The organism is Streptomyces sp. AK08-02, from assembly GCF_033795085.1.
GTDB classification, from domain to species: domain Bacteria; phylum Actinomycetota; class Actinomycetes; order Streptomycetales; family Streptomycetaceae; genus Streptomyces; species Streptomyces echiniscabiei.
This window is the reverse complement of sequence record NZ_JARAZV010000004.1, coordinates 55,487-68,527: the sequence shown is the minus strand read 5'-3', so window position 1 is coordinate 68,527 and position 13,041 is coordinate 55,487. Positions and strand designations below refer to the sequence as shown.

Below are 13,041 nucleotides of genomic sequence, written 5' to 3'. Positions count from 1 at the left end.
AAAAGTCCAAGAGACCCGGACCGAATGTCCAAGCTCGACGACACTCGACGCCCCCTGTACTCACGAGTAGCCTCATCGCCGCACGCGTAGCACGATGTGTCGTATCCACCCCGAGGAGCCCCCGTGACCAGCTGGGTCGGCCGTACCGCCGTCGAGATCGCCGCCGCCGTACGCGAGAAGCGCGTCTCACCGCGCGAAGTCGTGGCCGAGCATCTCGCGCGCATCGAACTGCTGGATGCCCGTGTCGGTGCGTTCCGCCGACTGCGGGCCCAGGAGGCACTCGCCGAGGCGGACGAGGTGGCGGGCCGCGCGGACCTGGCGGACCTCCCGCTCGCGGGCGTGCCCATCGCGGTGAAGGACAACCTGGGCGTGCGTGGCGAGTCGACGCGGCACGGCTCCCCTGCGACGCCGGACACCCCCGCCGACCAGGACCACATCACCGTGGCCCGGCTCCGCGCGGCGGGCGCGATCGTCGTCGGTGTCACCAACGTGCCCGAGCTGTGCATCTGGGGCACCACGGAGGGCCCGCTCGGCACGGCCCGCAACCCCTGGGACACCACCCGCACGGCGGGGGGTTCCTCGGGCGGCAGCGCCGCGGCGGTCGGGGCCGGGATGGTGCCGATCGCCCTGGGCAACGACGGTATGGGCTCGCTGCGGATCCCCGCCGCCAACTGCGGTGCCGTCACCATCAAGCCGGGCCTCGGGGTCGTCCCGGCGGGCATCGGCAACGGCGACTGGTTCGGCATGTCGGAGAACGGCCCGCTGGCGACGACGGTCGAGGACGCCCGCCTGATGCTGTCGGTCCTCGCGGACACGGAGTTCGTACGGTCGGACGCGCACGCCGGCCGCAGGATCGCCCTTTCCGTCCGCAGCCCCATCGCCGGTGTCACCATCGGCAGGCCGTTCACGTCGGCCGCGCGTGAGGCCGCCGCGCTGCTGGACAGCGCCGGTCACGAGGTGCGGCCCGCCGACCCGCCCTACCCGCTGTCCATCGGCGTGACCTCGTTCACCCACTGGACGGCGGGCACGGCACGGGACGCGGAGGGCTTCGACCGGAGCGGACTGAGCCGGCGCACCCGGGTCCACGCGGCCATCGGGCGCCGGTTCGTCGGATACGTCGAGCGGGGGCAGCACAAGGAACAGCTCCGTCGGCGCCTGGAGCCGTTCTTCGCCGAGCACGACGTGCTGCTCACCCCGGCACTCGCCCGGCGCTCGCCCACCGCGTCGGCCTGGCACGAGCGGGGCTGGCTGCGCAACGTCCTCGCCAACACCAACTACTCTCCGATGACGCCCCCGTGGAACCTGACGGGCTGGCCGGCGATGGCCGTACCGTTCGGCACCCTGCCCTCGGGCGCGCCCTGCTCCGTACAGCTGGTGGGCCGCCCGGGCTCGGAGGCCGTACTCCTCGACGTGGCCCAGCAGTTGGAGGAGCTGCACCCCTGGCGGCGGACGGCGCCGCTCGCCTAGAAACCGCGGGAAGGCCGCCTCGTGGCGTTGGAGCCGCTCAGTCGCCGAGGGCCTTGTACATGATGTGCAGGCCCACCGGACCGTGGCGGGGATGGTCGAACGCGTCCGGCACGGTGCCCAGGATCGTGAAACCGAGCGAGGTCCACAGCTTGACCGCGGGGTTGGTCTCCACGACGGCGTTGAAGACCATGCCCCGGTAGCCGTGAGCCTCGGCCTCGCTCAGGACGTGTTCGGCGAGGGCGCGGCCGACGCCACGGCCGCCGCAGTCGGGGTCGACCATGAAGCCGGCGTTGGCGATGTGGGCGGCGGGGCCGGCGTAGTTGGGGGTGAGGAACGCGGATCCCACGACGGCTCCGGCACCGTCCTCGGCGACGTACACCTGCTTGGCCGGGCTCGTCCACAGAGCGCGGGCCGTTTCCTCGGAGGTGTCCGGGTCCCAGGTGTAGGTCTCGGCGGCGGCGACGACGCGGTGCCAGAACGGCCAGATCCGTGGCCAGTCGTCGGCCGTGGCCCGCCTGATCTCAGTGCTCAGCATGGGCGCGAGTCTGGCACGCCCATGCTGACGGCGATCTCTGCAGGTCCTGTCGGGGCGTCAGTCGACGCTGGGCAGGATGTGGGGCTCGGCGAGGTCGTCCTCGTAGCCCGCCAGGCGGATCGGGGCCGACCTGGCCCACACGTCGAGGCTGCCGAGCCGGTCGCTCCGGTCCTCGGGGGCCGCCGTGCGTTCCTCAGGGCCTTGTTCGAGATTCGTCTTCTCCGGTGTCACCGCGCACTCCTTATGTGTCGGGTCACCCTCGGGACTTCGGGACCAGTCTGATGCCGGCCGCTCCACATCCACTCGGGTCTGGTTCAAAAGCAGTCAGGACGCGGTGGCGCCGGTAACGGACCGTGGGTGTGGGTGGAACCCAGTCGTGCTGCCCGTCCGCTCCAGTATTAACCAAATGAGCGGGCGCCCGCTCGATGGGGTGAAAACAAGGAGTAAAGAACTCAAGTCGCTCAGTGTTCATTCAGCCATAATCTGCGGTTGTTTGTAACGTTGGGAGCGTTTTGCGCATCACCCGTACGGCCCAGTGGACGCATCCGGGCAGGCCCTTGCCGCGCCAGGTCCGGCAGTTCAGCTCCCGTTGGCCCGCGCGCAAGTCGGCCATGGTCTGCTGCCGACGGCAACGGCTGGTCCCGCGACGGAACTCGGGAGGACTGACGTATGGAGCTGCGCGGCGTCGAGGAACTGATGGATCTGCTGCACGCCTGCCGGGGCACCCCGGAGCACGACGGCGGCACCGCCGGTCCGGTCGACCTGCACCAGCACGCCCTCCAGACGGCTGCCCTGTTGCGCCGAAGTCGCCCCGCTGACAAGGAACTTCAGGTGGCGGGCCTGGTCCATGTCATCGGCCGGCTCCTCGTACCCGGCGCCCCCACCCGGCACGCCCGGTTCGCGGCCGACGCCGTCCGGCACCTGCTCGGCGAACGGGTAGCCCGCCTCGTACACGACAGCCCGCACGCCTCGGACCTGGACCCGCGCACGGAAGCCGACACGCTCGCCCTGCGCCAGGCGGACGAGGCCGGCCGGGTCCCGGGCTTCGACGCGGGCGTCCTGGAGGACTGGCGCACACTGCTGGAGCTGGTCGCGGAGCAGCACTCCCGGCTGGGCGCCGTCGACTGAACCCCCTGGGGTCCAGGGGCTGTTGGCTGACGGCTCGTCATGAGACGGTACGCGGATGACGTCGCCGTACGGACTCGAAGGGCGGGTCGCCCTGGTCACCGGGGGCACGCGCGGGATCGGGCTGGCCGTCGCCGAGGCGCTGACGCGGGCGGGGGTGCGGGTGTGTGTGACGGCCCGTGACGCGGACGGGGTGCGGCGGGCCGCCGAGGAACTCGGCGGGGTCGGGCTGGCGGGCAGTGTCGCCGACCCGGCACACCTGTCGGCGTTGACCGAGTTCACACTCGACGCGTTCGGGCGGCTCGACATCGTCGTGAACAACGCGGCGACCAACCAGCCCTACGGCCCGCTCATGGACGCCGACCCCGACACCTGGCGTGCGGCGTTCACGGTCAACGTCGAGGCCCCCCTGCGGCTGACGCAGTGCGCGTGGCGGGCGTGGATGCGCGAACACGGCGGCACGGTCGTCAACATCTGCACGGAGGGCGCCACGCATGTCGGCCCCAACATCGGCGCGTACGGCACCAGCAAGGCAGCACTTCTGCACCTCACCCAGCAGCTGGCGGGCGAACTGGCCCCGAAGGTACGGGTCAACTCGGTCTCCCCCGGCCTCGTCCGCACGGAGATGGCCCGCTTCGTGTGGGAGCACGACGAGAACACCATCGCCGCCGCCCTCCCCCTGGGCCGAATCGGCGAACCCGAGGACATCGCCCGAGCGGTCCTCTGGCTGGCATCGGACGCCGCGGAATGGATAACGGGAACAGACCTACTGGTGGACGGCGGAACGCGGGTAAGCCCAGCACAACCGGCAACGCCATACAGGGTTCATGAAAACCTACGACTACACAGACCCACCTAAGGGGCGCGGGGCTGTGTCGATATCCGGCTCCGCCGCGCGGGCGCGACCAGCCCCCACCGACCGGCAGGCGCACTGATAACGCCCGCCTACCACTTACCGGGCGCGTAGTCCTTCATGAAGACCCCGTACAGATCCTCCCCCGCCTCACCCCGCACGATCGGGTCGTATACCCGCGCCGCCCCGTCCACCAGGTCGAGCGGCGCATGAAACCCCTCGTCGGCCAGGCGCAGCTTGTCGTAGTGCGGACGCTCGTCGGTGATCCACCCCGTGTCGACCGAGGTCATCAGGATCCCGTCCGCCTCGAACATCTCCTGCGCACTGGTCCGCGTCACCATGTTCATGGCGGCCTTCGCGGCGTTCGTGTTCGGATGGCCCGCGCCCTTGTAGCCGCGGCCGAACACGCCCTCCATCGCGGACACGTTGACGACGTACGAGCGCTTGCTGACCGCCGCGCGCGCCGCCCCGGACATCGCCGGCCGCAGCTTGCTGATCAGGATGAACGGCGCCGTGTAGTTGCACAGCTGGGTTTCGAGGAGTTCCACCGGGGAGATCTGCTCGATGGTCTGCACCCAGGTGTTGGTGTCGACGACGTCGGGCACGAGACCGCCCGCGTCGATGGCCGTGCCGTCGAGGTGCCGGGCGACGCTGGCGTTGCCCGCGACCAGGGCGAGATCGGCGACCTTCTGCGCGTCGAGGCCGCTGATGCCGACGGGGAGCGCGGTCAGTCCGTCGACCGCGCCGGAGTTGAAGGCGCCGATGACGTGGTGGGCGGGCAGTTCACCGGCGGGCAGCGGAGCGCTCTCCGCCTCGACCAGCGCGGCGTACGCGGAGGGCAGCCGGCGTACCGTCTGGGTCGCGTTGTTGATGAGGATGTCGAGCGGGCCCTGTTCGGCGATCCGGTCGGCCAGGGCCACGACCTGCGCGGGGTCACGCAGGTCGGTGCCGACGACCTCCAGGCGGTGCAGCCAGTCCGCGGAGTCGTCCATGGCCTTGAAGCGTCGGATGGCGTCCTTGGGGAAGCGCGTGGTGATCGTGGTGTGCGCACCGTCACGCAGCAGCCGCAGCGCGATGTACATACCGATCTTGGCCCGGCCGCCGGTGAGCAGCGCGCGCTTGCCGGTGAGGTCGGTGCGGGCGTCGCGGCGGGAGCGGTTCTCGGCGGCGCAGTTCTGGCAGAGCTGGTGGTAGAAGTAGTCGACCTCGACGTAGCGGGTCTTGCAGGTGTAGCAGGAACGGGGGCGCTGGAGTATCCCCGCGATCTGCCCCTCAACGGTCACGGACGACGGCAGGATGCCCTCGGTCTCGTCGTCGATGCGCTGGGCGGAGCCGGTCGCCGTGGACTCGGTGACCGCCTTGTCGTGGGCGGTCTTGGAGGCCCGGCGCTCCTGGCGGCGGCGCTGCTTGACCGTGCGGTAGACACCGGCGGTGGCGCGGCGCACGGCGATGGCGTCGGGGTGGTCGACGTCCAGCTTGTCGAGTTCCTCGAGCACGCTGAGGCAGACGGCCATCCGCTCGGGGTCGATGCCGGGACCGTGGGAGACGTCGACCACGCCGGCCACGTCGCCCATGCCGTCCACGGCCGTCGGGCCGTCCTCTGTCACCGTCATCGCGCTGCCGTTCCCTGGGTCACCCTCGCGGCGCTCGGACGCGCCGACTCTCGAACAGGCGATTTTACGGAAGCCCGGGCCCAGTCACCAAACCCGCGACGATCATGATGCGGGTCACAGGGTGCAGGCGGCGACCAGTGTCTCCACCTCGGCGGCCAGCGCGGCGGTGAGCCGGTCGAGGTCCGGGACGGCTTCCGCGTCCGCGACGAGCCCGAAGTGGACCTGTCCCCGGTAGGTGGAGATGGCGACCGCCAGTGACTGGCCCTGGGCGAGCGGGGCGAAGGGGTAGACCTCGGTGAGCGGATTGCCGCCGAGCCTGAGGCCGAGGCTGGGCAGCGGCACGCTGGTGACGAGGATGTCGAACCAGAGCCGGGCGGCCTGCTTGACCAGCGGTCCGCCGAGCCGGTGGCCGAGCGGCGGCACATGGTCGGCGAGCAGGGCGACCGCGCCTGCTCCCCGCCCGGGGCCGGCGTCCTTGTTCCGGTCCATGGCCCGGCGTACGGAGTCGAGGCGCCCCAGCGGGTCCGGATCGTCGACGGGCAGCCGCATCAGGTACCCGGAGAGACGGTTGCCCTGCGGGTGGGCGGTGCGTGGACGCCGTTTGGAGACGGGGATGAGCGCGCGCGGGGCGACTCCCTCGCTCCCGTCGCCGCGCTCGTCGAGCCAGCGGCGCAGGGCTCCCGCGACGACGGCGATGAGTACGTCGTTCACGGTGCCGCCGACGGTCTTGCGCACCCGGTGGACGTCGTCGAGGTCGACGGCGACTCCGGCGGTGCGGCGGGTGCCGGTCGGTTCGGCGACGAGCGCGGCGGACGAGCGGGTGTTCAGGGTGCCCAGGCCGGAGCGGGCGACGGAGGCGCCGATGTCCAGGGCGCGGCCCACGTCGGAGAAGGCGCCGCGCACCAGGCCGGGCAGTTTCCGCACGTCCGGGAAGAGGCCGGCGGCGGGCTGTTCGGGGCGCGGTCGGGGCCCCGGCAGGTCGAGGGGATCCATGACGCCGGCGGCGAGGGTCAGGGCGCGCAGACCGTCGGCCAGGGCGTGGTGGAACTTGAACAGCACGGCGAAGGACTCACCGTCCTCGGCGGGCAGCACATGGGCTTCCCAGGGCGGTCGGCCGCGTTCGAGCGAGCGTTCCATGAGGCGTCCGGACTCGGCGTGGAAGTCGGACGTCGGGGCGTGCAGCCGGACGTGGTCTAGCGGGTCGAAGTCCGGCGCCGTCTCGCGGGTGGCGCCCCCGAAGGCCAGCGGGAGCAGGGGCCGCCAGACGTCCCGGATGCGCATACGCAGTCCGGGTACGGCGACGGCGCGGGCGGCGAGCAGATCGGCCGCGTGGGCCCCGGCGGTGGGTGAGTGGGCCGAGAAGACACCGAGGGCGCCCAGGTGCATGGGGTGCAGATCGGAGTCGATGTTCCAGAACGCCAGGTCGAGGGGGGCGAGCAGGTCCGAGGTCTCAGAGGTCAAGGGATCGCTCTCGCGTCGACGACGGGTGAGTCAGCAGTCAACCGCCAGTCAATCTCTTGCGGGCGATTACGGTCAAGTACGATCAAGCTACGCTCAGTTAACAACGCGTTACGTCCCGCCGCCACGGAAGCGGCGGGACACGGGTGACTCACGGGGTTCTCAGGGGCAGCGGGGGCGGCTGCTCCAGGGCCGGCGGCGCCGCATCCGCGCCGGTACCCCACCCGGACGGCTTCGGGCCGACCGTGAAGTCGAGCGAGCGGGCGCCCTTCAGGATCCCGCTCGTCACATACGTACGGCTGTACGAGGAGCCGTCGACGGCCACCGACTGGACGTACCGTCGGCTGTCCGACGTACCCGGAGCTGTCACCGTGAGGGCGCCGAGCGGGTAGTAGGCGGGGTCGAGGGTGAGGTCGACCCGGTCGAAGACGGGAGTGGACAGGCCCCAGGTGTCGTAGCCGGGCTGCACCGGGAAGATCCCGATCGCGGACAGGACGTGCCAGGCGGACATCGTGCCCATGTCGTCGTTGCCGGTCATCCCGGTCGGGCCGTCCGTGTAGAGGGTCAGCGCCGCGTGCACGACCTCGGTCGTCTTCCAGGGCTGGCCGGTGGAGAGGTAGGTGTACGGGGCGGTGAGGTCGACCTCGTTCTGCGGGTTGTACTTGTCCGCGTTGTAGTAGGCGTACGGGCCGTTCACCCACACCTCGCGGGCCGTCCCGGCCGGGTCCGCCGTCAGCCGGTCGTAGGCGAAGAAGGCGTCGAGCCGCTCGTTGGCCGCCTGTCTGCCGCCGAGCAGGTCCACCAGGCCCGGCAGGTCCTGCGGAACCAGCCACTGGTACTGCCACGCCGTGCCCTCGTGGAACCCCTCGCCCTTCGCCGGATCGGGGTCGCCCGCGAAGGCGCCCGAGCCGTCCCGGGGCCGGAAGAAGCCCGTCGAGGTGTCGAAGACGTGACGGTAGCTCTGCGCCCGGGCCGCGTAGCGGTCGGCGTCGGCCTCGTGGCCCAGCTCGCGTGCCATCCGCGCCAGCATCGCGTCGGACAGGGCGTATTCGAGGGTGACGGACGCGCCCCAGTGGTAGTCCGAGTCGCCGAGCTTGGTACGCGGGCGCCCTTTGAGATAGGGCGCGAAGCCGTTCTCGACGTACTCCTGGTTCGCCTCACGCCCGAGCATGGGCAGGGCGGCGGGCGGCACGCCGTCGGCGTTCTTCCGCAGGGCACGGTAGGCCCGCTCCTCGTGGCCGTGCAGCAGCCCCTGCTGGTAGGCGTGGGTGAGGAAAGGGGTGACCGGGTCGCCGGTCATGATGTTCGTCTCGACCGTGCCGTAACCCCACTTGGGCAGCCAGCCGCCCTCCTCGTCGATCTTCAGCACCGAGAGCGCCATGTCCCGGGCCTCGCGCGGCGCGAGCAGCGACAGGAGCTGGGCCTGGGTGCGGTAGGTGTCCCACAGGGACCAGTTCTGGTAGTACGTGAAGTCCCGGGCGCGGTGGGTCTTCAGGTCCCAGCCGGTGTAGCGGCCGTCGGCGTCGCTGCCGGTGTTGGGGGCGAGGAAGCTGCGGTAGAGGGACGAGTAGAAGGTCCGGCGCAGCGTGTCCGAGCCGCCGGTCACACCCACGTCGTCGAGGCGTGCCTCCCAGGCGTCCCGGGCCGCTTCCCGCACCTCGTCGAACGGGCGTCCGCCCTCGGCGCGCAGGTTGCCGGCCGCGCCCTCCGCGTCGACGTACGACAGGGCGGTGGTCGCCTCGACGGTGCGGTCCCCGTCCGTCGTGTCGAAGCGGACGTAGGCGCCGTCGCCCCCGGTCCGGGAGCCGTCGGAGACCGTGGTGCCGTCCCAGGTGCCGTACGCGGTGAAGGGCCGGTCGAAGCGAGTGACCGTGTGGACGGTGTACGGCTTGGTGCCCCGGCAGAAACCGGAGCCGGTGATCGTCGTGCGCACGGTCCTGTCGTCGAGGATCTCGACCCGGTTCGCCACCTTCGTGTGCAGCGACTGGCCCGCGTTGAGCAGCACGTTGGCCCGCGTGGTCGCCGGGAAGGTGTAGCGCTGGACGCCGGTGCGGGCGGTCGCCGTCAGCTCGGCGTCGATGCCCGACTTCAGGCCGACCCGGTAGTAGCCGGGGCTCGCCGACTCGCCGTCGTGGGTGTACTCGGTGGCGTAGGTCGCGTAGTCGGTGCTCGTGATGTCGCCGGTGGTGGGCAGGACGGGCAGGTCGCCGCCGATCCGGCAGCCGACACCGGAGAGGTGGACGAGGGAGAAGCCCCGGATACGGGTCTGGGAGTAGCGGTAGCCGGTCTTGTGCCCGGTGTCCGGCGAGAGCTGCACCATCCCGAAGGGCACGGTCGCGCCGGGGAAGGTGTTGCCCTCGTTCTCCGTGCCGATGAACGGGTTGACGAGGTCGGTGAGCCGCTCGTCACGGGCTTGGGCGGCCGGGGCGGCGAGCACGCCCGCGAACAGGGCGGTGGCCGTCACCGCCCCGGCGGTGCGCAGCATCCATCTCACAGGAAAGACCTCCGTGGGGTCGGGTCGGATGCCGGGGCGTGCCCACGGGGGCACCCGGGACCGTGTCCCGGATCCGTTCCTCGTCGGCCGCCCCGATCCACGCCGCACCGCGCACGGTCACCTCGGGGCCGTACGGCAACAGCCCGTTCGGCCCACCGCGCCGAACCCCGGACACGCCGTCGGCCCCGGTGAGCACGGGCTCACCGGGGCCGACGGCACGGGCGGGGGCGTATCCGGGGCTACGACACGTGCTGGCCCTTCCCGAGGCCGATCACGCCGCCCTTGGAGACGGTGTACAGGTCGGCGTCCCGCTCCGGGTTGACGCCGATCGTGGCGCCCGGCGGGACCTCGACGTTCTTGTCCAGGACGGCCCCGCGCACGATCGCGCCCCGCCCGATGCGCACGTTGTCGTGCAGGATCGACCCCTGCACCACGGCACCCGGATCGACGCGCACCCCGGGCGAGAGGACCGAGCGCGAGACCTGGCCCCGGATCAGGCACCCCGCGCTGATGATCGACTCGCTGGCGATGCCGCCGGCGTTGAAGCGCGCGGGCGAGAGCTGGCCCGAGTGGGTGTAGATGGGCCAGTCACGGTTGTAGAGGTTGAAGGCGGGCCGCTCGGCGATCAGGTCCATGTGGGCGTCGTAGTACGCGTCGAGCGTGCCCACGTCCCGCCAGTAGCCCTGGTCACGGGTGGTCTCACCGGGAACGTGGTTCCCGCTGAAGTCGTACAGCTGGGCCTCGCCCCGGTCGGTGAGCGAGGGCAGTATCGAACCGCCCATGTCGTGTACGGAGTCACCGTCCTCGGCGTCCCGCTGCAGGGCCTCGATCAGCGCCTTGGTGGTGAAGATGTAGTTGCCCATCGAGGCGAACACGCACCCGGGGTCGTCGGACAGACCGGGCGGGTCCACGGGCTTCTCCAGGAAGCCCCGCACGCTCTGGCCGTCCGAGCCGGGAGTGATCACGCCGAAGGACGACGACTCCGCGCGCGGCACCCGAATGCCGGCGACCGTGACCCCCGCGCCGCTCTCGATGTGCTGGTTGAGCATCTGGCGGGGGTCCATGCGGTAGACGTGGTCGGCGCCGAACACCGCGACGTAGTCGGGCTGTTCGTCGTGCACCAGGTTCAGGGACTGGAGGATGGCGTCGGCACTGCCCAGATACCAGCGCGGGCCCAGGCGCTGCTGGGCGGGGACCGGGGTGACGTAGTTGCCGAGCAGACTGGACATCCGCCACGTGGTGGTGATGTGCCGGTCCAGCGAGTGCGACTTGTACTGCGTGAGCACGCAGATGCGCATGATGTCGCCGTTGACGAGGTTGGACAGGACGAAGTCGACCAGGCGATACGTTCCGCCGAACGTCACCGCTGGTTTCGCGCGGTCCGCGGTCAAGGGCATCAGGCGTTTGCCCTCGCCGCCCGCCAGCACGATCCCGAGCACAGAAGGCCCACCACGACGCATCGCCGCTCCCCTCACCGTGGTTGTGCACGATGCTTGCCCGTACGCCGGTCGGGCTAAGCCTGTTGACCTTGTTTGAGGATCTCCTCATAGAGCCCCACCGTCCGCCGGGCCACCGCGTCCCAGCCGAACTCCTCCACCGCCCGCTCCCGTCCGGCGTCCCCCATGCGCCGCGCGGCCTCCGGATCACCGATCACGGAGTCCAGGGCACGCGCGAGGTCCGCCTCGAAGACTCCCGAGTCGTCGTCCAGGGACACCAGTACCCCGGTTTCCCCGTCCGCCACCACCTCGGGGATGCCCCCGACCCGCGAGGCGACGACGGGAGTCCCGCAGGCCATCGCCTCAAGGTTGACGATGCCCAGGGGCTCGTACACCGAGGGGCAGACGAACACGGTGGCGTGTGTGAGGAGCTGGATGACGTCCGGGCGCGGCAGCATCTGCGGGATCCAGAAGACTCCCTCGCGTACGGCGCTCAGTTCCTGGAAGAGTTCGCGGAACTCCCGGTCGATCTCCGGCGTGTCGGGAGCGCCGGCGCACAGCACGACCTGGGCCGCCGGGTCGATGTCCCGTACCGCGCGCAGCAGATGGGGCACGCCCTTCTGGCGGGTGATGCGGCCGACGAACAGGACGTACGGGCGGTCGGGGTCGACGCCGATCCGGGTGAGGGCGTCCGTGCCGTGGTCGGGCTGGTAGAGGCTGGTGTCGATGCCGTTGTGCACGACATGGACGGTGGCCGGGTCGAGGGCCGGGTAGCAGGCGAGGATGTCCTCGCGCATCGCCCCGGACACGGCGATCACGGCGTCGGCGGCCTCGATGGCGGTGCGCTCGGCCCAGCTCGACAGGGCGTATCCGCCGCCGAGCTGCTCGGCCTTCCAGGGGCGCAGGGGCTCCAGGGAGTGCGCGGTCATCACATGCGGCACGCCGTACAGCAGCTTGGCGAAGTGGCCGGCGAGATTGGCGTACCAGGTGTGGGAATGGACGAGTTCGCGGCCTTCGAGAGCGGCGGCGATGGACAGGTCCGTGGAGAAGGTGCGCAGCGCGTCGTTGCTCCCGTCGAGCGCGGGCCAGGACCGGTGCCGGACGACGCCGACGCCGCGGCCCTCGCCCCAGCAGTGCACCTCCAGGTCGGTGAGGGCGCCCAGCTCCCGGGCGAGGAATTCGACATGGACGCCCGCGCCGCCGTACACATCCGGCGGGTACTCCCGGGTCAGCAGGCCCACACGCACCCAAAACTCCCTGCCTCGGCGATTCGTTCCCACATGGTCACCCAGATGCGGCGTCCGGGGAAGACCATGGTGTCCTGGTGAAGCAGCAGTCGCCGCAGATCCCGCCGCCGGGCACCCGGTAGTAGAGGCAGCAGCTGCGCCGCCGGAAGGCGGTACCGGTGAGGGTTCCGGTCGCGGCGAGGCGGGGGTGGGTGAACAGTTCGGCGGCCAGGGCGCGGGCCCGGGTGCCGGCGTCCGTGCCTGCTCCGCCCGTCCCGCGCGCCCAGCGGTCGAGTTCGCGGACCGCGCCGGCCAGCGCCGAGCCCGCGTTGCCCCACAGCAGGCCCTCGGCGACGCGGTACCGGGCGTGCAGGGCGGCCGTGAGGGGCTCCAGGTGTCCTCGTACGACAAGGTCCGCGATCGTCGCCGCGTCGGCCGCACGGGGGCGCACCGAGGACAGCCACAGGTCGTCGGGGGCGGACGCGGCGGCGTCCCAGCGGAGCAGACGCGGATCGAGGTCGGGGACGCCGCCGTACAGGACGGCGCAGCCGAGGGCGACGGACCACAACCGGGCCGCGAGCGCCTGTTGGGCGATCGACGCGGAAATCCGCAGCTCAGAGACTTGGAGACGCTCGGCGACTGTTTGGACACGAAAAGTTATGGAATCCGCGTAAACATCCCCTCCGCGATGTGCGTACGCCTGCGCGAGTGTCGGCGGCGGATCGGCGGGGGCTCCGGCCGTGCGTAGTACGAAGAAGCCGCCGAGCGGTCGGAGCGCCGCGAGATCGGGGTCGAGGTCCACGAAAGGCAGTAGTACCAGGTCGGCCGGGAACC

General features: G+C 71.2%; 11 protein-coding genes. 3 read left to right on the top strand and 8 right to left on the bottom strand.

Annotated features, from left to right (window positions below; genetic code table 11):
* Positions 1-123: 123 nt before the first annotated feature.
* Entirely contained in the window at positions 124-1,467 is a 1,344-nt protein-coding gene (locus PV734_RS09165; RefSeq protein WP_319091044.1) for an amidase, read from the top strand.
* A gap of 37 nt (positions 1,468-1,504) precedes the next feature.
* On the opposite strand, the gene PV734_RS09160 is transcribed toward PV734_RS09165, so the two are convergent.
* Together PV734_RS09160 and PV734_RS09155 are read right to left on the bottom strand one after the other, a co-directional pair.
* Positions 1,505-2,002, bottom strand: coding sequence for an N-acetyltransferase (locus PV734_RS09160; protein ID WP_319289224.1), 498 nt, complete (start codon positions 2,000-2,002; stop codon positions 1,505-1,507).
* Between the two features lie 57 nt (positions 2,003-2,059).
* Positions 2,060-2,233 (bottom strand): hypothetical protein, encoded by a 174-nt coding sequence (locus tag PV734_RS09155; protein ID WP_319091046.1) that lies wholly within the window; start codon positions 2,231-2,233, stop codon positions 2,060-2,062.
* Positions 2,234-2,671: 438 nt separating this feature from the next.
* On the opposite strand from PV734_RS09155, the gene PV734_RS09150 reads away from it, so the two are divergent.
* Both PV734_RS09150 and PV734_RS09145 read left to right on the top strand, forming a co-directional pair.
* The gene (locus PV734_RS09150; RefSeq protein WP_319091048.1) at positions 2,672-3,130 is read left to right on the top strand and encodes a hypothetical protein; all 459 of its coding nucleotides are present in this window, start codon (positions 2,672-2,674) and stop codon (positions 3,128-3,130) included.
* Positions 3,131-3,185: 55 nt separating this feature from the next.
* Positions 3,186-3,986 (top strand): SDR family oxidoreductase, encoded by an 801-nt coding sequence (locus PV734_RS09145; RefSeq protein ID WP_319091049.1) that lies wholly within the window; start codon positions 3,186-3,188, stop codon positions 3,984-3,986.
* A gap of 86 nt (positions 3,987-4,072) precedes the next feature.
* On the opposite strand, the gene PV734_RS09140 is transcribed toward PV734_RS09145, so the two are convergent.
* From PV734_RS09140 to PV734_RS09115, 6 genes are all read right to left on the bottom strand, one after another.
* Entirely contained in the window at positions 4,073-5,593 is a 1,521-nt protein-coding gene (locus tag PV734_RS09140; protein ID WP_319091050.1) for an SDR family NAD(P)-dependent oxidoreductase, read from the bottom strand.
* Between the two features lie 114 nt (positions 5,594-5,707).
* Positions 5,708-7,054 carry a wax ester/triacylglycerol synthase family O-acyltransferase gene (locus tag PV734_RS09135; RefSeq protein ID WP_319091051.1) on the bottom strand — a complete coding sequence of 449 codons (1,347 nt, stop codon included), beginning with the start codon at positions 7,052-7,054 and terminating at the stop codon, positions 5,708-5,710.
* A 148-nt stretch (positions 7,055-7,202) separates the two neighbouring features.
* Complete coding sequence (locus PV734_RS09130) at positions 7,203-9,536, bottom strand: GH92 family glycosyl hydrolase (protein WP_319289223.1); 2,334 nt, start codon at positions 9,534-9,536, stop codon at positions 7,203-7,205.
* A 248-nt stretch (positions 9,537-9,784) separates the two neighbouring features.
* Positions 9,785-11,005 (bottom strand): glucose-1-phosphate adenylyltransferase, encoded by a 1,221-nt coding sequence (gene glgC / locus PV734_RS09125; RefSeq protein ID WP_319091053.1) that lies wholly within the window; start codon positions 11,003-11,005, stop codon positions 9,785-9,787.
* A 53-nt stretch (positions 11,006-11,058) separates the two neighbouring features.
* Positions 11,059-12,228 (bottom strand): glycogen synthase, encoded by a 1,170-nt coding sequence (gene glgA, locus PV734_RS09120; RefSeq protein WP_319091054.1) that lies wholly within the window; start codon positions 12,226-12,228, stop codon positions 11,059-11,061.
* 37 nt (positions 12,229-12,265) lie between these two features.
* Entirely contained in the window at positions 12,266-13,009 is a 744-nt protein-coding gene (locus PV734_RS09115; RefSeq protein WP_319091055.1) for a (2Fe-2S)-binding protein, read from the bottom strand.
* Positions 13,010-13,041: the final 32 nt, after the last annotated feature.